This is a genomic window from Rhizobium metallidurans (assembly GCF_014196505.1).
In the GTDB taxonomy this organism is placed as follows: Bacteria; Pseudomonadota; Alphaproteobacteria; order Rhizobiales; family Rhizobiaceae; genus Rhizobium; species Rhizobium metallidurans.
Window position 1 is genome coordinate 114120 of record NZ_JACIDW010000009.1, and the last position, 20265, is coordinate 134384.

At 62.3% G+C, this 20265-nt stretch carries 22 protein-coding genes; 12 read left to right on the forward strand and 10 right to left on the reverse strand.

Going from position 1 to position 20265, the window contains the following annotated elements; translation table 11 throughout:
- The gene (fdhF, locus tag GGQ67_RS14920; protein WP_183900928.1) at window positions 1-2880 is read left to right on the forward strand and encodes a formate dehydrogenase subunit alpha; all 2880 of its coding nucleotides are present in this window, start codon (window positions 1-3) and stop codon (window positions 2878-2880) included.
- A gap of 3 nt (window positions 2881-2883) precedes the next feature.
- Window positions 2884-3141, forward strand: coding sequence for a formate dehydrogenase subunit delta (locus GGQ67_RS14925; protein WP_183900929.1), 258 nt, complete (start codon window positions 2884-2886; stop codon window positions 3139-3141).
- Window positions 3142-3195: 54 nt separating this feature from the next.
- Here the strand turns inward: GGQ67_RS14925 and GGQ67_RS14930 are convergent, their stop codons facing one another.
- Window positions 3196-3387 carry a hypothetical protein gene (locus tag GGQ67_RS14930; RefSeq protein WP_183900930.1) on the reverse strand — a complete coding sequence of 64 codons (192 nt, stop codon included), beginning with the start codon at window positions 3385-3387 and terminating at the stop codon, window positions 3196-3198.
- A 202-nt stretch (window positions 3388-3589) separates the two neighbouring features.
- Between GGQ67_RS14930 and GGQ67_RS14935 the strand changes: the two genes are divergently transcribed.
- Entirely contained in the window at window positions 3590-4063 is a 474-nt protein-coding gene (locus tag GGQ67_RS14935; protein WP_183900931.1) for a hypothetical protein, read from the forward strand.
- A gap of 8 nt (window positions 4064-4071) precedes the next feature.
- Here GGQ67_RS14935 and GGQ67_RS14940 read toward each other — a convergent pair whose 3' ends face one another.
- Window positions 4072-5085 (reverse strand): YeiH family protein, encoded by a 1014-nt coding sequence (locus GGQ67_RS14940; RefSeq protein WP_246400191.1) that lies wholly within the window; start codon window positions 5083-5085, stop codon window positions 4072-4074.
- 180 nt (window positions 5086-5265) lie between these two features.
- Here GGQ67_RS14940 and GGQ67_RS14945 point away from each other — a divergent pair, with 180 nt between their 5' ends.
- The gene (locus GGQ67_RS14945; RefSeq protein WP_183900932.1) at window positions 5266-5460 is read left to right on the forward strand and encodes a hypothetical protein; all 195 of its coding nucleotides are present in this window, start codon (window positions 5266-5268) and stop codon (window positions 5458-5460) included.
- 116 nt (window positions 5461-5576) lie between these two features.
- On the opposite strand, the gene katG is transcribed toward GGQ67_RS14945, so the two are convergent.
- Complete coding sequence (gene katG / locus GGQ67_RS14950; RefSeq protein WP_183900933.1) at window positions 5577-7751, reverse strand: catalase/peroxidase HPI; 2175 nt, start codon at window positions 7749-7751, stop codon at window positions 5577-5579.
- Between the two features lie 160 nt (window positions 7752-7911).
- On the opposite strand from katG, the gene GGQ67_RS14955 reads away from it, so the two are divergent.
- A complete protein-coding gene (locus GGQ67_RS14955) occupies window positions 7912-8853 on the forward strand; it encodes a hydrogen peroxide-inducible genes activator (protein WP_183900934.1) in 942 nt (313 codons plus the stop codon).
- Window positions 8854-9040: 187 nt separating this feature from the next.
- Window positions 9041-9496 (forward strand): DUF2721 domain-containing protein, encoded by a 456-nt coding sequence (locus GGQ67_RS14960; RefSeq protein ID WP_183900935.1) that lies wholly within the window; start codon window positions 9041-9043, stop codon window positions 9494-9496.
- A gap of 50 nt (window positions 9497-9546) precedes the next feature.
- Here GGQ67_RS14960 and GGQ67_RS14965 read toward each other — a convergent pair whose 3' ends face one another.
- From GGQ67_RS14965 to ltnD, 3 genes are all read right to left on the reverse strand, one after another.
- Window positions 9547-10299: a phosphatase PAP2 family protein gene (locus GGQ67_RS14965; protein ID WP_183900936.1), complete on the reverse strand. Its 753-nt coding sequence runs from the start codon at window positions 10297-10299 to the stop codon at window positions 9547-9549.
- Window positions 10300-10428: 129 nt separating this feature from the next.
- The gene (gene otnI / locus GGQ67_RS14970) at window positions 10429-11220 is read right to left on the reverse strand and encodes a 2-oxo-tetronate isomerase (RefSeq protein ID WP_183900937.1); all 792 of its coding nucleotides are present in this window, start codon (window positions 11218-11220) and stop codon (window positions 10429-10431) included.
- 1 nt (window position 11221) lies between these two features.
- Window positions 11222-12136, reverse strand: a complete 915-nt coding sequence (ltnD, locus tag GGQ67_RS14975) for an L-threonate dehydrogenase (RefSeq protein WP_183900938.1) — start codon at window positions 12134-12136, stop codon at window positions 11222-11224.
- Between the two features lie 193 nt (window positions 12137-12329).
- Here ltnD and GGQ67_RS14980 point away from each other — a divergent pair, with 193 nt between their 5' ends.
- From GGQ67_RS14980 to otnC, 3 genes are read left to right on the forward strand one after another with little or no spacing between them, the layout of a single operon-like run.
- The gene (locus GGQ67_RS14980; protein WP_183900939.1) at window positions 12330-13334 is read left to right on the forward strand and encodes a LacI family DNA-binding transcriptional regulator; all 1005 of its coding nucleotides are present in this window, start codon (window positions 12330-12332) and stop codon (window positions 13332-13334) included.
- A 32-nt stretch (window positions 13335-13366) separates the two neighbouring features.
- Window positions 13367-14632, forward strand: a complete 1266-nt coding sequence (gene otnK / locus GGQ67_RS14985; protein ID WP_183900994.1) for a 3-oxo-tetronate kinase — start codon at window positions 13367-13369, stop codon at window positions 14630-14632.
- Entirely contained in the window at window positions 14629-15273 is a 645-nt protein-coding gene (otnC, locus tag GGQ67_RS14990; protein WP_183900940.1) for a 3-oxo-tetronate 4-phosphate decarboxylase, read from the forward strand. The genes otnK and otnC overlap by 4 nt, the downstream gene beginning before the upstream one ends.
- A 44-nt stretch (window positions 15274-15317) precedes the next feature.
- Here the strand turns inward: otnC and GGQ67_RS14995 are convergent, their stop codons facing one another.
- On the reverse strand, window positions 15318-15467 hold the full coding sequence (locus tag GGQ67_RS14995) for a hypothetical protein (RefSeq protein WP_183900941.1): 150 nt from the start codon (window positions 15465-15467) through the stop codon (window positions 15318-15320).
- 116 nt (window positions 15468-15583) lie between these two features.
- Between GGQ67_RS14995 and GGQ67_RS15000 the strand changes: the two genes are divergently transcribed.
- Window positions 15584-16618 (forward strand): Ldh family oxidoreductase, encoded by a 1035-nt coding sequence (locus GGQ67_RS15000; RefSeq protein ID WP_183900942.1) that lies wholly within the window; start codon window positions 15584-15586, stop codon window positions 16616-16618.
- 71 nt (window positions 16619-16689) lie between these two features.
- Here the strand turns inward: GGQ67_RS15000 and GGQ67_RS15005 are convergent, their stop codons facing one another.
- Together GGQ67_RS15005 and GGQ67_RS15010 are read right to left on the reverse strand one after the other, a co-directional pair.
- A complete protein-coding gene (locus GGQ67_RS15005; protein WP_183900943.1) occupies window positions 16690-17652 on the reverse strand; it encodes a dihydrodipicolinate synthase family protein in 963 nt (320 codons plus the stop codon).
- A 117-nt stretch (window positions 17653-17769) separates the two neighbouring features.
- Window positions 17770-18471 (reverse strand): GntR family transcriptional regulator, encoded by a 702-nt coding sequence (locus GGQ67_RS15010; protein ID WP_283193479.1) that lies wholly within the window; start codon window positions 18469-18471, stop codon window positions 17770-17772.
- A gap of 273 nt (window positions 18472-18744) precedes the next feature.
- On the opposite strand from GGQ67_RS15010, the gene GGQ67_RS15015 reads away from it, so the two are divergent.
- On the forward strand, window positions 18745-19098 hold the full coding sequence (locus GGQ67_RS15015) for a PAS domain-containing protein (RefSeq protein ID WP_183900945.1): 354 nt from the start codon (window positions 18745-18747) through the stop codon (window positions 19096-19098).
- A 196-nt stretch (window positions 19099-19294) separates the two neighbouring features.
- Entirely contained in the window at window positions 19295-20032 is a 738-nt protein-coding gene (locus tag GGQ67_RS15020; RefSeq protein WP_246400192.1) for a Crp/Fnr family transcriptional regulator, read from the forward strand.
- Here GGQ67_RS15020 and GGQ67_RS15025 read toward each other — a convergent pair.
- A complete protein-coding gene (locus tag GGQ67_RS15025; RefSeq protein WP_183900947.1) occupies window positions 20016-20255 on the reverse strand; it encodes a DUF6894 family protein in 240 nt (79 codons plus the stop codon). The two genes, GGQ67_RS15020 and GGQ67_RS15025, sit on opposite strands and share 17 nt — an antisense overlap.
- Window positions 20256-20265: the final 10 nt, after the last annotated feature.

A 20265-nucleotide genomic window follows, 5' to 3' on the forward strand; every position in this document is an offset into this window, starting at 1 on the left:
ATGTCCCTCGTTCATGAAATAGACTACGGCACGCCGGCCTCCGCCTCCGAGACCATGGTGACGCTCACGATCGACGGCAATCAGGTGACGGTGCCCGAGGGCACATCCATCATGCGCGCGTCGATGGATTCTGGCATCGAGATCCCGAAGCTCTGCGCCACCGACATGATCGATGCCTTCGGTTCCTGCCGGCTCTGTCTTGTCGAGATCCAGGGACGCAACGGCCTGCCCGCGTCCTGCACTACGCCGGTCGCGGCGGGCATGGTGGTGTCGACGCAGACGAACCGGCTCAAGGATGTGCGGCGCGGCGTGATGGAACTCTATATTTCCGACCATCCGCTCGACTGTCTCACCTGCGCCGCCAACGGCGATTGCGAGCTGCAGGACATGGCGGGCGCGGTTGGCTTGCGCGATGTGCGCTACGGCTATGATGGCGAGAACCACGTCAAGGCGCGCGATAATGGCGGGCTCAATGCCAAGTGGGCGCCGAAGGATGAGAGCAATCCCTATTTCACCTTCGATCCGGCCAAATGCATCGTCTGTTCGCGCTGCGTGCGGGCCTGCGAAGAGGTTCAGGGCACGTTCGCGCTGACCATCGAGGGGCGCGGCTTCGATTCCCGCGTCTCGGCCGGCATGCACGAGGATTTCGTCTCGTCGGAATGCGTCTCCTGCGGCGCCTGCGTGCAGGCCTGCCCGACGGCGACGCTGACCGAGAAGTCGGTGATCGAGATCGGCCAGCCGGAGCATTCCGTGGTGACCACCTGCGCCTATTGCGGCGTTGGCTGCTCCTTCAAGGCGGAGATGCGCGGCGAGGAGCTGGTGCGCATGGTGCCCTGGAAGGATGGGCAGGCGAACCGCGGGCACTCCTGTGTCAAGGGCCGCTTCGCCTATGGCTATTCGAGCCACAAGGACCGCATCCTCAATCCGATGGTCCGCGAGAAGATCACCGATCCCTGGCGCGAAGTGACCTGGGACGAGGCCTTTGCGCATGTGGCCTCCGAGTTCCGGCGCATCCAGTATCAGTATGGTCGCGATTCGATCGGCGGCATCACCTCATCGCGCTGCACCAATGAGGAGACTTATCTGGTGCAGAAGCTGGTGCGCGCCGGCTTCGGCAACAACAACGTCGATACCTGCGCCCGCGTCTGCCATTCGCCGACAGGCTACGGCCTTGGCCAAGCCTTCGGCACCTCGGCGGGCACACAGAATTTCGATAGCGTCGAGAAGAGCGATGTCGTCGTCATCATCGGCGCGAACCCGACGGACGGACATCCGGTCTTCGGCTCGCGGTTGAAGAAGCGGCTGCGGCAGGGCGCCAAGCTGATCGTCATCGATCCGCGCCGTACCGATATCGTCCGCTCTCCGCATGTCGAGGCGGCCTATCATCTGCCTTTGAAGCCCGGCACCAACGTCGCGGTCATGACCTCGCTTGCGCATGTGATCGTCACCGAGGGCCTGTTCGACGAGCGCTTCATCCGCGAGCGCTGCGACTGGTCGGAATTCGAGGACTGGGCCGCCTTCGTCGCCGAGCCACACCATAGCCCGGAGGCAACCGAGACGCTGACGGGCGTGCCGGCGGACATGCTGCGCGGTGCCGCCCGCCTCTATGCCACCGGCGGCAACGGTGCGATCTATTACGGGCTTGGCGTGACCGAGCACAGCCAGGGTTCGACGACCGTCATGGCGATCGCCAACCTAGCGATGGTGACCGGCAATATCGGCCGTCCCGGCGTCGGCGTGAACCCGCTGCGCGGTCAGAACAACGTGCAGGGCTCCTGCGACATGGGCTCCTTCCCGCACGAGCTGCCGGGCTATCGCCACGTTTCCGACGACGCGACGCGCGATATCTTCGAGAAGCTCTGGGGTGTCAAAATCAGCGACGAGCCGGGCCTGCGTATTCCCAACATGCTGGATGCGGCCGTCGACGGTTCCTTCAAGGGGCTCTATGTCCAGGGCGAGGATATCCTGCAGTCCGACCCCGATACCAAGCACGTGGCGGCGGGGCTGGCCGCGATGGAATGCGTCGTGGTGCACGATCTCTTCCTGAACGAGACCGCGAACTACGCGCATGTCTTCCTGCCGGGTTCGAGTTTCCTCGAAAAGGACGGCACCTTCACCAATGCCGAACGACGCATCAACCGCGTGCGCAAGGTGATGAGCCCGAAGAACGGCTATGCCGACTGGGAAGTGACGCAGAAGCTGGCGCAGGCGATCGGCCTTGCCTGGAACTACAAGCACCCGTCCGAGATCATGGACGAGATCGCCGCGACGACGCCGAGCTTCGCCATGGTTTCCTACGACTATCTGGAAAAGATGGGCTCCGTGCAGTGGCCGTGCAACGAGGCGCATCCCGAGGGATCACCGATCATGCATGTCGATGGTTTCGTTCGTGGCAAGGGCAAGTTCATCCGCACCGAATATATCGCGACCGACGAACGCACCGGCCCGCGCTTCCCGCTGCTTCTGACGACAGGGCGCATTCTCAGCCAGTACAATGTCGGGGCGCAGACACGGCGCACGGAAAACGTTGTGTGGCATTCCGAGGACCGGCTGGAAGTCCATCCGCACGACGCCGAACAGCGCGGCATCCGCGATGGCGATTGGGTAAAGCTGATGAGCCGGTCGGGCGATACGACGCTGAGGGCGCTGATCACCGACCGCGTTTCTCCCGGTGTCGTTTATACCACCTTCCACCATCCGGATACGCAGGCCAACGTCATCACCACCGACTTCTCCGACTGGGCGACCAACTGTCCGGAATACAAGGTCACCGCCGTCCAGGTCTCACCGTCAAACGGGCCGACGGATTGGCAGGTCGAGTATGACGAGCAGGCGCGGCAGAGCCGCCGGATCTCGGGCAAGCTCGAGGCGGCGGAATAAGCGATGTCACACGGCACCCACGACAAGCTTGTCTACATGGCCAACCAGATCGCGGGCTTCTTCGCGACGCAGCCCGATGCCGAGGCCGCGCAAGGGGTGGCCTCGCATATCAACAAGTTCTGGGAGCCACGCATGCGCCGGCAGCTGTTCGAGATCATCGAACACGAGGACAACACGCTCAGTCCGCTGGTGCTGCGGGCGGCTCCCCTGATCAAGAAGCCGGCGCCGGTCGCGCCGCCCAATCCGGAGACGATCGGCTGACGGCATGGCACCTCAGTGTCTGCGGGCCTTGTCTAGAACGCCCTGCCTGCGGCATCAATCCGGCGTTGCCGCCGGATCGCGCTTCGCCTCGCCTGTTCGCGGTGCATGAGATGCGCCGAAGGATCGGACGCGAGCGGCGCTTTGCATGAGCTGGGCGAACGACCGCTCGCTTATTCCGTCCGCCTTGTTCAATTGGGCGATCATCAGATCGTCGAGCACTTCCGAAACCGTAAAATCCAGATCCACTGTTTGATCCTCCGCCAGTAGACAAATCACTATCAGCGGAAAGCGGCGGAGACGTGTACCGGAAAGTCACATCTAGGTTACCCGTTTGACAGTTATGCCGGTGTGCTCGGTCATGGGCGCTCTTTTTCGCGACACGTGTCGTGTACCGAGCTTGCCTCCTGAGGGAGGCTGCTTTAGCTCCTTGGTGGAATGGAGCAGGCAAATGATATTTCTGGTAATTGCGGTCCCGATCGTCGTCGTGTGTTTTCTTCTGGCTCCCCGACCGACATTGATCGCCGTAGCGTGCATGCTTCTGGTGGGCGCCGGCGTTGGCTTCTACGTTTACTTCCAGCAGACCGACCGCAATAGTCTTGCAGCGCTCGTTTCGGGAACAAGTACCGGCGGTCAGGGCTGCCCCGATCCGGCCAAGTCGGTTTTCGTGACGTTGGCGAACGCTTCCGACAGGCAGGTCAACGTGGTCCGCTTCAGGTTGATCGCCAAGCGCTCGGGCCATAGCAGCGAAGTCTATTCGGACTACTTCACGACCGACAAGATCATCGAGCCGCGCAGCGAGTTCGGCAACTGCTGGACGCTCAACCCCTATCGCGGCCTCGACACATTGCCGGGCAAGCCCTCCCCCGCCGATTTCGACTGGTCGGTGGAGATCTCGTCGGTCGATTTCGCGGCCAAGCCATAGCGCACCGGCTATCGGGCTTGCAGAATAAGGAGCCCCACCACACCGAGAAGGCTCAGGGCCGCGAGCGAGAGGATGCCGGCCAATAGAACGCGGCCACCGGAGGCGAACACGGTGCGCATATTCACCGACAGGCCAAGCGCCGCCATGGACACCGTCGTCAGGAGCGTCGATGCCGATTTCGCGGTGTCGACCGCTCCCGGTGGAATAAGGCCGAGGCTGCGCAGGCACATCATCGCGAAGAAGCCGATGATGAACCAGGGAATGAGGCGAGTGGCGGAAAGCCAAGCCCCGCCAGTGCGTTGGCCGCCGTTTTTCAGCCGCAGCAGCAACACCACGGGACCGAGCATGAGAACGCGCATGAGCTTGACCAGCGTGCCGACTTGGACGCTGGCGGCGCCGATGGGCGCGGTGGCGGCCAGAACCTGGGGCACGGCATAAACCGTCATTCCGGCGAACACGCCATATTGCCACTGCGTCATCCCAAAGGCCGAAAACAACCACGGCAGCAACAGGACGACCAGGATTCCAAGCGCCGCGGTAAAGGCAATGGACGAGGCCACGTCATCGAAGTCCGCTCCGATCACGGGAGCAGCCGCGACGATCGCCGAATTGCCGCATATGGAATTGCCGCAGGCAACGAGCGTCGCCAGATGATCCGTCAGGCCGAGCAGGCGACAGATGCTGTAGCTGATGACCAGGGAGAGCATGACAGTGGCGAACACGACGGCGACCATCATCGTTCCCGCATCGACAACCGTCCGGACACTGATCGAAGCGCCAAGGAGCACGATCGCCATTTCGAGCAGGAGTTTGCTCGAAAAGTCCACGCCGGCGCGCAGTGAAGGCGCAAGCCCGACGACACTGTGATAGATCGTGCCGAGCAGAATGGCGAAGACGAGCGCATCCATCAGTTCATAGCCGAATACCGCTTTCTCCGTGAAAGCGATCGCCTGCGACATCAGGGTGACAATGACGCTAACCCCCACGCCGGGAAGAATTTCCACCAAACCAGACCTGCGCAATTGAAACTCTCCGGCATTGATCGTCCGGAGAAAATAAAGCTCCTATTCATTCCTATCCATAGAATAATAAATTACATTTCATTCGACATAAATGAACGGTTCGTGAGCGCTGGCGAGCCATGGAACAAGCGGCGTGCGCGATCATTAACCTCCGATCAGCCGTGACAGGAGACGGAAGCAATGGCAAAGGACGTTACAAATCGCAGGTCGAAGGAACATGTCGACGATGACCAGAATGGTGTGATCGTTGCTGGACCCGAAGCGCATGCGCGCGAGCACGCCGGAAAAGACCCGGCGCACAAGATATCGCCCGAGAAAGACAAGGCCACCGCGAAGCCTGTCGCGGGCGGGCGTGGTTCCGAAAACGCCAGATAGGCTGGCAGGCGCCGAGACGATGCGACGAGAGGCGACCTGTCCAAACGTAAAAACCTCCCGTACGCTATCCGCGCGCGGGAGGTTCCTTTTCAAGGCCTGCTGTAGGCCGTTTCGCTTCAGGCGGTCAGGTCGAAGCGGTCGGCGTTCATCACCTTCGTCCAGGCAGCGACGAAGTCCTTCACGAACTTCTCCTTGCTGTCGTCCTGGGCATAGACCTCCGCATAGGCACGCAGCACGGAATTGGACCCGAAGACGAGATCGGCACGCGTCGCGGTAAAGCGGACGGCACCGGTCTTGCGATCACGGATCTCGTACGAGTTACGACCGGTCGGGACCCAGGAATAGGCCATGTCGGTCAGCGTGACGAAGAAGTCCGTGGTGAGCGCTCCAACCTGGGACGTGAAGACGCCATGGTTCGAGCCGCCATGGTTGGCACCGATGACGCGCAGGCCGCCGACGAGAGCCGTCATTTCCGGCGCCGTCAGACCCATCAACTGGGCGCGGTCGAGGAGCAGTTCCTCGGCGCTGACCACGTAATGCTCCTTCTGCCAGTTGCGGAAACCGTCGGCCAGCGGCTCGAGCGGCGCGAAGCTCTCGGCGTCGGTCTGCTCGGCGGTGGCGTCCCCACGGCCGGCCGCGAACGGCACCTGGATGTCGAAGCCGGCAGCCTTGGCCGCCTGTTCGACACCGTAATTACCGGCCAGCACGATGACATCGGCAACCGAAGCGCCGCTCGCCGCAGCGATCGGTTCCAGCACGGCGAGAACGCGGGCAAGGCGTTCCGGCTCGTTGCCGGCCCAGTCCTTCTGCGGCGCCAGGCGTATGCGGGCGCCGTTGGCTCCGCCGCGATTGTCCGAACCGCGGAAGGTGCGGGCGCTGTCCCATGCCGTGCTGACGAGGTCGGAGACGGCAAGACCGGACGCGGCAATCCTGGCCTTGACCGCCGAGACGTCGTAGCTCGTGCTGGCCGACGGGATCGGGTCCTGCCAGAGCAGATCCTCGGCCGGAACATCCGGGCCGAGGTAGCGCGCCTTCGGGCCCATGTCGCGGTGGGTCAGCTTGAACCATGCGCGCGCGAAGGCATCGGAGAATGCGGCGAAGTCGTCGCGGAAGCGCAGCGAGATCTCGCGGTAGATTGGGTCAACCCTGAGCGCCATGTCTGCGTCCGTCATCATCGGGTTGAGACGGATGCTCGGGTCTTCCACATCGACGGGCTTGTCGGCATCGGCGATCGAGATCGGTTCCCACTGGGTGGCACCGGCCGGGCTCTTGACCAGATGCCATTCGTGCTTGAACAGCATTTCGAAGAAGCCGTTGTCCCATTTGGTCGGCTCGGTTGTCCAAGCGCCCTCGATGCCTGAAACCACGGTATTGCGGCCGATCCCGCGTCCCTTGGTGTTCAGCCATCCGAGGCCCTGGGCTTCCGGGCCCGCCGCTTCAGGATCGGCGCTGAGGTCGGCGGGGTTGCCGTTGCCGTGGCTCTTGCCGATGGTATGACCGCCAGCGGTGAGTGCAACGGTTTCCTCGTCGTCCATGCCCATGCGGGCAAAGGTCTCGCGCATCTGCGCGGCGGTGGCGAGCGGATCCGACTTGCCGTTGACACCCTCGGGGTTGACGTAGATCAGACCCATCTGGACCGCCGCGAGCGGGTTCGAAAGCGTTGCGGGCTTCGCGACATCGCCATAGCGACCATCACTCGGCGCAAGCCATTCCTGTTCGTCGCCCCAATAGACATCCTTTTCCGGCTGCCAGATATCTTCGCGGCCGAAACCGAAGCCGAAGGTCTTCAAACCGGCGACGTCGTAGGCGATCGTGCCGGCGAGCGCGATCAGGTCGGCCCAGGAGATACGGTTGCCGTACTTCTTCTTGATCGGCCACAGCAGGCGGCGGCCCTTGTCGGTGTTGACGTTGTCCGGCCACGAATTCAGTGGCGCGAAACGCTGGTTGCCGGTGTTGGCGCCGCCACGACCGTCGGCCGCGCGATACGAGCCGGCCGCGTGCCAGGTAACGCGGGCCATCATGCCGACATAGCTGCCCCAGTCGGCCGGCCACCACTCCTGGCTTTCGGTCATCAGCGCCCTGAGATCGGCTTTCAGTGCCTCGACGTCGAGCTTCTTCAGCTCCTCGCGATAGTTGAAATCCTTGCCGAGCGGATTGGTCTTGGTGTCGTGCTGGCTGAGAATGTCGAGGTTCAGCGCGTTGGGCCACCATTGCGTGACGGATTTGCCGAGTGCCGTGTTGCCACCGTGCATGACCGGACACTTGCCGGCCGATTGTGTCTTCGTGTCCACGTTAACTCTCCCTAAAATTCGAACTCGGGTTGACGTCGCGTGCCAATTGTTCTTCGCGGGCCAGGGAACCGGCTGTCGGTTCAAGCCCCGAGATAGGGAATAAGCAACTCGCTCGATAAATTCCAATTGTATATTCTAAAGAGTCTGATAGGTTTTAATTATGATTGGCCTGTCCATGAAGCATCTCCGCTATTTCGAGGCTCTGGCAAGGCTTGGGCATTTCGGCCGCGCCGCCGAAGCCTGCGCTATTTCCCAGCCGGCGCTATCCGTGCAGATTCGCGAACTCGAGGAGTTGATCGGCGCGCCCCTCGTGGAACGTGGTGGCAGGCAGATCAGACTTACCAGCCTCGGCGAGGAATTCGCCGAACGCGTGCGCGGCATTCTGCGCTCCGTCGATGATCTCGCGGAACTGGCGCGCGCCACGCGGACAACGCTTGCCGGGCGGCTTCGTATCGGCGTCATTCCGACGATTGCCCCCTATCTTCTGCCAGATGTCATCAAGACTTTGACGCAGCGTTATCCCGGGCTCGACCCGCGCCCGCGCGAGGCGGTCACCCAGCGGCTGATCGAGGATTTGCACGAGGCGAGGCTCGATGCGGCCATCGTCGCCCTGCCCGTCTCCGAACCGACGCTCGAGGAGATCCCGCTCTTCAACGAGGAGTTCGTTCTGGTGCGTCCGCTAGAGGACGCCGGCAAGCCGGTTCCAAGTTCGGAAATGCTGCACGCGATGCGCCTGCTTCTTCTCGAAGAGGGCCATTGTTTCCGCGAGCAGGCGCTGTCGTTCTGCAACATCGCAGCCGCGCCGCCTCGCGAACTCATGGAAGGAAGCTCGCTGACCACGCTGGTGCAGATGGTGGGCGCCGGCATCGGCGTCACCCTGCTGCCGCAGATGGCGGTGCGCACGGAGACACGCTCGGCCGATGTCAGCGTGTTCCGGCTGCTGGAGCCCCGCCCCTTCCGCACGATCGGCATGATCTGGCGCAAGACCAACCCGCTGGTATCGCAATTCGGGCCAATCGCCGAAATCGTCCGCGAGGCCGGTGCTCGCAGAACTTACGAATTCGAGGATCTGTCGCCAGTCACCGCCCGCGGTTATGTTTGATGTGTCCAGTCAGAACTGAAAATCAGGCTCGGCGACGATGCGGAAGACTTGACGGAGACAGGCCGGCCCTTGCCCTGCCAACGGCGTTGGCGGTAGTGTCGCCCGGCATCGCGACGGCAACCCTTGCGGCATGACAGGCCTCTTACGGGGACGCGCGCGTATGGTGCGTGACTTGCGAGGAAGCGTTGTGGATACACCTCCTGTTGTGATCGACTATGCCGGCGTCATCCAGACGTCGCTCGCGCCAGTCTTTCTGTTGGCGGGTACCGCGGCCTTTGTCGGAATCTACGCCACCCGCCTCGGACGCGTCTCGGACCGGTTGAACGAGGTCGTCGAGAAAGACATTCCGGACGACAGGCGGCAGCGGCAACTCATCTATCTTCGCCGGCGCACGCTGGTTCTGGAGATCGCCGTCATTCTCGGTGTCGTTGCCGGCATCAGCACCTGCGGAGCGATCCTCAATCTCCTGTCCGGCGCGCTCGATATCCGCATCCGGCCTTTGAACCTTTTCTGGTTCTTCGGCACTGCTATCGTCGCGCTCATGCTGTCGCTCATCGCCTTCCTGCTGGAATTGATCGCAGCTGGCCGCAGCATCCTCCTCCAGATCCGCGACAACAATCGCGACCCCGGGGTGGGCTCCTAGGAGCCGATTTGCTCCGCACGCGGAAATACGGAATTTCCGACGAGTGAGCTTCAGCCGATACGGATGCCGCCCTTGCGCTCGTCGATCGCCTCCTCGAGAGCCAGCATACCCGCGAAGACGGTGACGGAAACGAGCACGCCGAGCGTGGCGTCGGATGCATAATGAGCCCCGACCACGACGCGAAGGGCGGCGGTCGTGACCGAGGCGATGATCACCGGAGGCGCTATCCATGTGCGATATCGCGGCGGCAACAGAAGGAGAAGGCCGATCAGCCACCCCGCCCCGGACGCCTCGCCGGAGATGAACGAGCAATTCCGTTCGCATGCCCCCCCGAACGATCCCGCTGGCATGAATGTCATCTGCCCACCAAACAGATCTGTTTGCGACGGACGCGGACGGCCGAATTGCTCCTTGAAAAGCAGGCTCGTGATCAAGCCGGCGCTCACACCCAGGCTTGCCAGAGAGAGCCAGAGCCGGCGCACCGGCAGGTAATTACGGACCCTACGCGACACCCCTGCCAAAACCAGGGCGGCCAGGATCGTCGCTGCAGCCACGTAGGGCAAAGCGTAAAGGGTCCAGCGAAGGGTTCTCGCCCAGGTCTCGGCGCCGATGGTGAAGGACCCGCACGAGTTCCCCGGCGATAGTTCCATGCAGAGCGGGCTGCTGAAGAACAACGCCGAAATTCTGATGTCGATCATCGGCCATGCGTGAAAAATCGCCAGCAGCGAGAACCATAGCGCCACCAGGATGAAAAACGCCTCCGCGTATGTCCGCCGACGGGCAGCGATTTGCAATGTGATCATGGTCGGCTCTCTTCGCCAAAAGATATGCCGGCCATATTTCGTCATCGCCTGACGTGAACCTGAACGCGCGCTCCCAATTGCTTACGAACTGGTCACGAATCCGTAAGCAGTACGTGTGAGCACACAGTGTCAGAGCATTCCTGCATGTCGGGAGCCGAGCTTCCTCGTCCATCCAAGCCCGGCGACCGTTTCCCCCGCCGGCCGGTACTCGCAACCGACATAGCCCTGGTAACCGAGCTCATCGAGCGCCGCGAATATCGCGAAATCGTCGAGTTCGCCGGTTCCCGGCTCGTTGCGCTTCGGCACGGAGGCGATCTGCACGTGCCCGATGAGAGGCATCGCCCGTTCGAGGCCGACTAGCACGTCGCCATGGATGATCTGCCGGTGATAGACGTCGAACTGCAGCTTGACGTTGCGATGGTCGAGATCGGAAATGAAGCCGATGGCGCGATTGAAATCGTTCAGGAAATAGCCGGGCATATCGCGGCCGTTGATGGGCTCGATCACCAGGCCGATACCCTCCCGCGCCGTCGCGTCCGCGGCATAGGTCAGCGCGTCACGGTAGGCGGCGATGGCAGCCGTATCGTTCGCATCGGCGATCCCCGCCATCATGTGCAGGAGCGGCGATCGGATGGTCTTGGCGTAGTCGATCGCCTTGCGCACTCCATCGCGGAACTCGTCGCGGCGTTCCGGCAAGGCCGCCAGGCCACGCTCGCCCGTGGCCCAATCGCCCGGCGACATGTTGAACAGTGCCTGCTTCAACCCGGCCGCGTCCAGCTTCTCGGCGATGACACCGGCGGGGTGATCATAGGGGAAAAGATATTCGACGGCCTCGAAGCCCGCATCGGCGGCGGCCTGGAAACGGTCGAGAAAAGCGTGCTCGTTGAACATCATGCTGAGGTTGGCGGCAAGACGCGGCATATCAGACCTCCTTGTCCATGCCGGGCAGCTGCAGTCCGGCGATCGAAGCCAGAAGGCGGGCGACGGAGGAATCATCGTCCCGCCCCATGCCGACCGCCTCCGTCATGACGAAAAGCTGCAGGGCGGCGCTGGCGATCGGCAACGGGAATTTCCGTTGGCGGCCGATGTCGGAGACGATGCCGAGATCCTTGGTGAAGATCGAAACGGCGCTGTGCGGCGTATAATCGCCGGCAACCACATGCGGAATGCGGTTTTCGAACATCCAGCTGTTTCCAGCCGACTTGGTGATGACGTCGAAGACCCGGGATATGTCGAGCCCGAGGCTCTTGGCGAAGGTGATCGCTTCGCAGGCGACGGCGATATGGACGCCGGCAAGAAGCTGATTGACGATCTTGAAGGATGAGCCGACACCGACGTCGTCCCCGAGTTCGTAGACTGTCGCCGCCATGGCGTCCAGCGCCGGCCGCGCTGCGGCAAAGCTCTCGGGCGAACCGGACGCCATGAAGGTCAGCGCGCCGGCATCGGCCTTGACGGAGCCGCCGCTGATCGGCGCATCGAGATAAAGGACGCCATGTTCGCCGGCTCTGCGCGCGAATTCCTTGGCCTCCGCCGGGGAGATCGTGGCCGACGATATCACCACGGAACCAGGCGTCAGCGCGGCAACGGCGCCTTCGGGGCCAAACAAAACAGCTTCGGTCTGCGCCGCATTGATGACGACGACAACGACGATCCCCGCACCCCTCATAGCCGCGGCCGGCGTGGCGAACGGCGTGCCGCCCGCTGCCTCGAGGCTGCCCAGAGCCGCCTCGCTGATATCGCAGCCGGAGACGGTGTGGCCGGCACGTAGCAGCGCGCGCGCCATGCCAAGCCCCATCGAGCCCAATCCGACGACTGCCACGTGGGTGGATCCGGCCATTGGCGATTGTTCCTTTCAAATCCGCGTATCAATATCGCCCTAGACAGGCGAAAGCCTCGAGAGCAGCGCCAGAATGAAGAATCTCAGCGCTAACATAAAAAAGTAATCACATCCTCTAGCAATCTTCAAGCGGAATATGTTAGCGCTGAGATAACGAAGGATGCGACGGGCGTCGCCATGGAAGGGAGGCCATATGACGCAATATGAAGTTCCGACCCTGGCGCATGTGGCCAAGCTCGCCGGTGTCAGCGAAAACACGGTGTCACGCGTCATCCGCAACAAGGGACCGATCGCGGAGGACACGCGCAACCGCGTCGTCAAGGCGATCGAAACGCTGGGTTATGTTCCCAACCGCGCGGCGGGATCGCTTGCCTCGTCCGGCTCCCTGCTGATCGGCGTCCTCTTGCCGTCGCTGTCGAACGTCGTCTTTCCCGAGGTGCTGCAGGGCATCCATGCGGCCCTCGCCACGACCGCCTACCAGCCGATGGTCGGCGTGACGAATTACGATGCCGGCAAGGAACAGGACATCCTTTCCTCGCTGCTCGCATGGCAGCCGGCCGCGATCGTGACCACCGGCTTCGACCACACGGAAGCGACGCGGCGCATGCTGAGCAACAGCCGCGTGCGCGTGGCCGAGCTGATGGATATCGATGCCGAGCCCATCGACGTGGCCGTCGGTCTTTCGCACCGGCAGGCCGGATACGCGACCGGGCGCCACCTGATCGAGCGCGGTTACCGTCGCATCGGTTATGTCGGCCATGACTGGGGGGCCGACCGGCGCGCCCGGCTGCGGCATGATGGCGTTTGCCAGGCGCTGTCCGAAACCGGTCTGACATTGCGGGCCGAAGAACGCTTCGACGGCCCGAGCTCGACGATGGCGGGCCGCGATACGCTCGCGACATTGCTGGCGCGCGCCCCCGATATCGACGCCGTCGTTTTTTCCAACGACGACATGGCCGTCGGCGGTTTCTTCCATTGTCTTGCTGCCGGCATTGTCGTGCGCAAACAGCTTGCCCTCTTCGGCTTCAACGGCCTCGACATCGGTCAGGCACTGCCGATGCCGCTTTCGACGGTACGATCCAACCGGTTCCTGATCGGCAAGACGGCCGTCGAAAGGCTTCTGGAAAGCCCCACGCGGCCCGAGCAGCGCGTGGTTATCGACACTGGCTTCGACATTATCGAAGGCGCGACGGCCTGACGAATGTCTCTATATCTTGGGAGTGAGTGAACATGCTTTTAGGCGCGGTGGCGGATGATTTGACGGGAGCGACGGACCTTGCTCTGACCCTGTCTCGGGAGGGAATGCGAACGGTTCAGGTGGTCGGCATTCCGCCTGCCGATTTTAACTATGGAGACGCGGAAGCCGTCGTCGTCGCGCTGAAATCGAGAACGATTCCGGCAGCCGAAGCGGTCGCCTTATCTCTCGACGCCTGCCGTCGCCTGATCGCAGCCGGCGCCGAGCAGATCCTCTTCAAATATTGCTCGACCTTCGATTCGACGCCTGATGGCAATATCGGCCCGGTCGCGGAAGCCCTGCACGCGCATTTGGGCGACGCGCTCACGCTCGCCTGCCCCGCCTTTCCCGCCAACGGCCGGACGGTCTATCGCGGTCATCTCTTCGTCGGCGACATGCTGTTGTCCGATAGCCCGATGAAGGACCATCCGCTGACGCCGATGACCGATTCAAACCTCGTTCGGGTGTTGCAGCGGCAGACGTCGCTCAAGGTCGGACTGGTGAACCGCGACGTGGTGGGCAAGGGTAGCGATGAAATCGGAGCGGCCTTCCGGCAGGCGTCGGATCGGGGTGAAGAGATCGTCGTCGTCGACGCCGTCACCGACGACGATCTGCGCGCGATCGGACGGGCGGCGGCCGGCATGCGGCTGATCACCGGCGGTTCCGGCATCGCGATCGGGCTGCCCGAAAACTTCCGCCGCGCCGGCAAGTTGCGCCCGGATCGCGCCGAGAGCGGCATCGCCGCGCCGCAGGGCAAGGCCGTGATCCTCGCCGGCTCGTGCTCGGCGGCCACTCGCCGCCAGGTTTTGGTGGCGATCAAGGCCGGGACGCCGGCGCTGAAACTCGATCCGCTCGACATCGCGGCCGGTCGAACCACCGTGGATGCGGTCGTCGACTGGGTGACATCGATCACCGGCGCCATTCCACTTGTCTATTCCAGCTCCGAGCCGGAGGACGTGAAGCGGGCGCAGCAGGCACTCGGGCGTGACTGGGCGGGCGAATTGGTGGAGCATCTGCTGGCGGAGGCAGCGTTCCAGCTGACACGTCGGGGCTATTGCCGTTTTCTGGTCGCGGGGGGCGAAACCTCCGGCGCGGTCGTCAACCGGCTTGGCGTCCAGGCGCTGTTCATCGGCCCCGAGATCGATCCGGGGGTCCCATGGACGGTGAGCATCGGCCGCGAGGAGCCGCTCGCACTCGCGCTCAAATCCGGAAACTTCGGCGGCGACGACTTCTTCTTGCGGGCATGGGATCTGGTGCGATGACGGCGATCATTTCTGAAGAAACGAAATTGCGGGACGAGATCGTGAGCGTTGGGCGGTCCCTGTTCGACCGGTCGCTGACCTTCGGCTCGACGGGCAATATCAGCGCGCGGCTGAGCAATGGCGACATGCTGATGACGCCCACCAATGCCTCGCTCGGCAGCCTCGATCCGGCACGCCTCTCCCGCTTCTCGGCGGAAGGTGTGCATGTCGATGGCGACAAGCCGACGAAGGAAGCGTTCCTGCACCAGTGCATGTATTGCCAGCAGAAGATGAGCGGCGCCGTCGTGCATCTGCATTCCACCTACGCGGTCGCCGTCAGCATTCTCGACGTCGTCGATCCGACCGACGTGCTGCCACCACTGACGGCCTATTACGTGATGCGCGTCGGCAAACTTCCGCTCGTCGAATACTTCCCTCCCGGTGACCCCGCGCTCGCCACGGCGGTCGCGGAGAAAGCCAAGGACAGCCATGCGGTGCTCCTTGCCAACCATGGCCCCGTGGTCGCGGGCAAGACGTTGCGCGAAGCGCAATACGCGACCGAGGAACTCGAAGAGACCGCGAAGCTCCACCTCTTGCTTCGCCCCCACAAGGTCAGGCCACTGACGGCGGTTCAGAAAGCCGAACTGTTGTCCCGGAGGTAGCTGTAGGCCGGCAGCGCAATAGCGCGCCTACAATGCCTGATCATCTAGTTCGCGAGTGCGATGCTCTCGCGGCGGATGAAGCGGCTGGGGATCACGCTGCGCAGGTCCGAAGCCACCTCGGACTTCTCCATCCGAACCTCCTCGTCACGGTGGGCACGACGTTGAAAGCCGGCCGCCTCCTTCTTGATAATCATATCGGCATGATTGCGCGGTTGGCGCCTTGCTGCAATCTTGTCGACTTATTGTATTTTACATATTTCAAGTTCGAGATTATGAATGGCACGTTGATGCGACGATAAGGAACAGCGCCATGGAACAGGTCCAGATAAGCAAGAATGAACTGAATGACCGTGTCGTGGCCATTCTGCTCAAGGCCGGGATCAGCGACTTCCAGGCGAAATCGGTTGCCGACGTCATTGTCGCTGGCGAGGCTGACGGATGCAAGTCGCATGGCATCTATCGGCTGGATGGTATCTTGCGTACGGTCAAGGCGGGCAAGGTAAACCCTGTGGCCGCGGCGCATGTCATGAGTAGCGAGGCCTCGGCGATCATCAAGGTCGACGCCGGCGGCGGTTTTGCCAACCCGGCTTTCGAACTCGGTTTGCCTCATCTTGTCGAGCGCGCGGCCAAGTTCGGCATTGCCGCGCTGGTCATCAACGACTGCACGCATTTTTCGGCGCTCTGGTGGGAAGTCGAAGCCCTCACCCGTGAAGGCCTGGCCTGCCTTGCCATGTGCCCGAGCTATGCGACCGTCGCGCCGACAGGTGGCAGCAAGCCGCTGCTTGGCACCAATCCCTTCGCCTTCGGCTGGCCGCGCAGCCAGACCTTCCCCTATGTCTTCGACTTCGCGACCTCGGTCGCCGCGCGAGGAGAGATCGAGCTCCATCGCCGCGCCGGCAAGCCCCTTCCGGAAGGCTGGGCGATCGATGCCGATGGAAACCCGACGACGGAGCCGGAGGCAGCGCTGGCCGGTGCCATGCTGCCTTTCGGCGGCCATAAGGGCTCCTCGATCGGCACGATGATCGAACTTCTCGGCGGTATCATGATCGGCGATCTGACGAGCTCCGAAGCACTCGACTACCTCGGCACCACCACGCTTCTGCCGCTCCATGGCGAACTCGTCATAGCGATGTCTCCCCAGGCGTTCGCAGCCGGCCGCGCCGGCGACCCCTTCGCGCGCGCCGAAGTGCTGTTCGATGCCATTGCCGGCAGTGGCGCGCGACTGCCGTCGCAGCGCCGGTTCACGGCGCGCCAGAAGTCCGATGCCGAGGGGATCACGCTGACGGCTTCGGAAACAGAACATCTCGAGCGCCTGCTGGACAAGGGGCTCGACGCCGTCGCCTGACCGCGACCTAAAGGCACAAACGAAAAAGGGCCCCGTTGGAGGCCCTTTTTTACTGGCGACGTTGTGTAAACCTATGCCTTGTAGGTCTGAACCGCGCCCGGCAGCTTGCTCCACTCGGCGTACCAGGTGTCGAACAGCTTCAGCTGGGCTTCGACGTAGCCGCGCTGGCTCTCCGAAAGCACGTCCGTTTCGTTGAAGTGCAGCGTGTATTCCCTGTCGCCCTTGAGCACCATCATGTGCTTGAAGAACAAGACGAGTTCGGGGCCTTCATCGAAGGAAGAAAGAACCGCGAGGGCCGATTCCAGTTCCAGCGCGCGCTGGCGTGCCTCGACATCGCCCTTGGCAGCGCCGTTCGCCAGATTGCACATGTGAAGCACTTCCTTGGGAAGCACGCAACCGATACCCGTGATCGCGCCGGTTGCGCCGCAGTTGACGAAGCCGTGGAATACGGCCGTATCGACGCCGATCATCAGCGACACGTCATCGTCGCGGCTGGTGATGTTTTCAGCCGCATAGCGCATATCGGCGGCGCCGCCGAATTCCTTGAAGCCGACCAGGTTCTTGTGCTCTTCGCGAAGCGCGAAGAACAGGTCGGCGCGCGTGGCAAAGCCGTAATAGGGGCTGTTGTAGATGACGGCCGGCAGGTCGGGGGCCGCCGAAAGGATCGCCTTGAAGTGGTTCTTCTGGGCGGCGACGACGGAGCCGCGCGACAGTACGCGCGGGATGACCATCAGGCCCTGAGCGCCGATCTTCTGGGCGTGGGCGGCATGTGCAACCGCGGAAGCCGTATTCACGGCACCTGTGCCGACGATAACAGGAATACCGGCCTTGACCAGCCGTTCGACGCCCTCCATGCGCTGCGCGTCCGTCAGCAACGGCCAGTCGCCCATGGAGCCGCAATAGACGACGGCGGACATGCCCGTGGCGATGAGCTGCTTGGCCTTGCGCACCAGCGCGTCAAAATCGGGCGTGCGGTCGTCCTTGCAGGGCGTCATCAACGCGGGGATCACACCGGAAAAAATGCTGGCCTTCATGTCGCTCTCCATGGGCGGTTTACCGGGTCATCAACCGTACGTCTCGCGCACGCTACCCTTGGTGAAAAGGAGTATCATTTAAAATACTTCTTGTCGACAAGGAAAATGCATCGCCCGTCAGAGCGCGATGTCCAGCTTCTGGTTGCGCGCGAACATGCGCTGGACCTGCTCGACGATCTGCTCACCATGTATCTTTCCCAAACGGTCCGCGGCCTCCAGGTCACGCCCCTCGATGGCGGCGATGATCTCGTCGTGCTCGTCCACGAAGCGTTGCGGAAACTGCTCCTCGTAGGAATTGTAATAGAGCCGCAATATGCGTCGTCCCTCGTCCAGCAGTCGCCGAAAGAGTCCGGTGAAATAGGGGTTTCGCCCAGCTTCGGCGATCGCCGTGTGAAAGGCCGCGTTGACCGCGATCATCTCGCGCAGATCCCTGGCCTCGACCGTCGCCGCATACTGGTGGTGCAGTTGACGGATCGCGACGAGGTCGGCCGCGTTGTGGTTCTGCGCCGCCAGCCTGGTCGTCACACGGTACATCAGGACAAGCGCGTCGAAATAGGTATTGAGGTTCAGGAGATCGATGTTTGACACCAGCGTGGAGCGGTTCGGAAGCGTTTCTATCAGCCCCTCGCCGGCCAGCCTGACAAGCGCCTCGCGGATCGGCGTTCGCGACATCTGGAAGCGCTCGGCGAGCAGAACCTCATCCACCGGGCTGCCGGGCGCGAGCTTCAAGTCGAGGATCTCGTCGCGCAAAATGTCGTAGACGAGCTTCACGCCCGAACCGCGGCGGCGCTCGACTACATCCTTGGTGGCCTGTTCGATCATGGCAGATCCCCGAATATCAAAGTCGAAGCTTACTATAGCCGAAAAGCGAAATTGAACAGACGTGGTCAAGAGAGCCTGGGTTGAGGGAGAGCAGAACTGGTCGAATTGAAACGAAGGAGACCCGACTAGAACTCTAAATTTCCGATCAAAAATGTACGTTTCATGACGATCGCTGGCAAAGCAAGGTGACTTGCTCCAGATATCTACGCGAGCACCCTTGAGTTGAGTAGCTTGCATTCACTGGTGCCAACGCGAAAGGCGCATCATACGATGAATTCCACCGAAACGACGGATGAGCCCGGCATCTGGACCTGGTGCCTGGAAAGAAATGTTCTCTACGCGGATACCGCCCTTGCCGGGCTTTTCGGCCTTGACGCAGACGAAACGCTGGTTGGCCTGCCTGTCGACCGATATGTGGAGCGTATTCACCCCGACGACAGAGGCCGTGTCGCCAAGGCCATGTCGGAGGCGGTCATCGGCGGCATGCCCTACTTCGAGGAGTATCGCGTCAAGGACGGTTTTGGCGAAACAAGGCACGTGATCGCGCTCGGTCGATGCTTCCGCGACAGATCCGGAAATCCTGTTCATTATGCCGGAATAACCTATCCGCTAGACGCCCTCTGAGGCCGCCCCGACGACCGGCGCCAGACGCATCCTCCGCTATCAACATGACAGAGCAAGTTTTGTAGAAGCAATGGCTTAGCACCCACGTCCGCGCAATTGTCGAAACCGCACAGACGCTTTAACGCTATGGAATACCCAAGCCTTTCCCGCCTATTGTCGGCGCCGGGTCCGATGGATCGGCGACTCGGGGATGGCAATGGCAGGCTTTGAAATGACGGATATCAGGAACAGGATCTTACGCGCCCTTCCTGAAAACAGTCTGTCTGCCCTGATCCCGCACTTGAAGGCGGTGGAACTGCCCTCGCGAAAAGTCCTGGTACAGATCAACGAGCGGCCGCTGCATGCCTATTTCATCGAGAGCGGCCTGGCATCGATGATCGCGATGAGCACGGACGGCGAAAGCGTCGAGGTCGGTCATATCGGCTTCGAGGGCATGTCCGCCGCCCACATCGTGCTGGGAGCGGACACGACGCCGAACCGGACGTTCATGCAGGTCGCCGGATATGGGTACGCCCTGCCGATAAACCGATTGCGGCAGGCCGCCGACGGCGATGCGCTGCTTCTCGAGCTGTTGTTGCGCTACAACCATTATGCCGCGTTGCAGCTCGCCAACTCCGCCCTGGCCAACGCCCGTTACAGCATCAACGAAAGGCTTTCGCGCTGGCTGCTGATGGTGCACGACCGGCTGCGGCGTGACGATCTGCCGCTCACCCACGAGTTCCTGGCGCTGATGCTTGGTGTACGTCGTTCCGGCATCACCAACGAACTGCATATTCTCGAGGGCATACACGCCATCAGGGCTACCCGCGGAAACGTCCGCATTCTCAGCCGGGAGAAGCTTGAAGCGATAGCGGCGGGCAGCTACGGCACGCCGGAGCAGATCTACGAGGATCTGTTTCGCAAACCATTGAACGGACCTATTCCGCCTCGCTGATCGCTTGGCGAAACGGAACCGTCAGCACGATTGTACCGTCGGCGTCGCGCACCTCGATCGATCTCGATGATCTATCGCGCCCTTGCCGGATGGCATGCGCCATCAGGTCTCGCGCGTTGGCGATCGCTTCCGCAGTCGCGGCTCCAAGATCTGCGCAGTCAGTACCTTCCAGATCCTCGATCTTGCTCTTCTGGCCGACGACATGGAAGTAGTAGAGTGACATCAGCGTGATC

What these genes read in the sequence shown, in the direction of transcription:
- fdhF (WP_183900928.1), top strand. Translation starts at nt 1, where the DNA reads ATGTCCCTCGTTCATGAAATAGACTACGGCACGCCGGCCTCCGCCTCC.
- GGQ67_RS14945 (WP_183900932.1), top strand. Translation starts at nt 5,266, where the DNA reads ATGGCAAAGGACGTTACAAATCGCAGGTCGAAGGAACATGTCGACGAT.
- GGQ67_RS14925 (WP_183900929.1), top strand. Translation starts at nt 2,884, where the DNA reads ATGTCACACGGCACCCACGACAAGCTTGTCTACATGGCCAACCAGATC.
- otnI (WP_183900937.1), bottom strand. Translation starts at nt 11,220, where the DNA reads ATGCCGCGTCTTGCCGCCAACCTCAGCATGATGTTCAACGAGCACGCT.
- GGQ67_RS15020 (WP_246400192.1), top strand. Translation starts at nt 19,295, where the DNA reads ATGGCAGGCTTTGAAATGACGGATATCAGGAACAGGATCTTACGCGCC.
- GGQ67_RS15000 (WP_183900942.1), top strand. Translation starts at nt 15,584, where the DNA reads ATGGAACAGGTCCAGATAAGCAAGAATGAACTGAATGACCGTGTCGTG.
- GGQ67_RS14955 (WP_183900934.1), top strand. Translation starts at nt 7,912, where the DNA reads ATGATTGGCCTGTCCATGAAGCATCTCCGCTATTTCGAGGCTCTGGCA.
- GGQ67_RS14995 (WP_183900941.1), bottom strand. Translation starts at nt 15,467, where the DNA reads ATGATTATCAAGAAGGAGGCGGCCGGCTTTCAACGTCGTGCCCACCGT.
- GGQ67_RS14980 (WP_183900939.1), top strand. Translation starts at nt 12,330, where the DNA reads ATGACGCAATATGAAGTTCCGACCCTGGCGCATGTGGCCAAGCTCGCC.
- GGQ67_RS15015 (WP_183900945.1), top strand. Translation starts at nt 18,745, where the DNA reads ATGAATTCCACCGAAACGACGGATGAGCCCGGCATCTGGACCTGGTGC.
- otnK (WP_183900994.1), top strand. Translation starts at nt 13,367, where the DNA reads ATGCTTTTAGGCGCGGTGGCGGATGATTTGACGGGAGCGACGGACCTT.
- GGQ67_RS14965 (WP_183900936.1), bottom strand. Translation starts at nt 10,299, where the DNA reads ATGATCACATTGCAAATCGCTGCCCGTCGGCGGACATACGCGGAGGCG.
- ltnD (WP_183900938.1), bottom strand. Translation starts at nt 12,136, where the DNA reads ATGGCCGGATCCACCCACGTGGCAGTCGTCGGATTGGGCTCGATGGGG.
- GGQ67_RS14935 (WP_183900931.1), top strand. Translation starts at nt 3,590, where the DNA reads ATGATATTTCTGGTAATTGCGGTCCCGATCGTCGTCGTGTGTTTTCTT.
- GGQ67_RS15005 (WP_183900943.1), bottom strand. Translation starts at nt 17,652, where the DNA reads ATGAAGGCCAGCATTTTTTCCGGTGTGATCCCCGCGTTGATGACGCCC.
- otnC (WP_183900940.1), top strand. Translation starts at nt 14,629, where the DNA reads ATGACGGCGATCATTTCTGAAGAAACGAAATTGCGGGACGAGATCGTG.
- GGQ67_RS15025 (WP_183900947.1), bottom strand. Translation starts at nt 20,255, where the DNA reads ATGTCACTCTACTACTTCCATGTCGTCGGCCAGAAGAGCAAGATCGAG.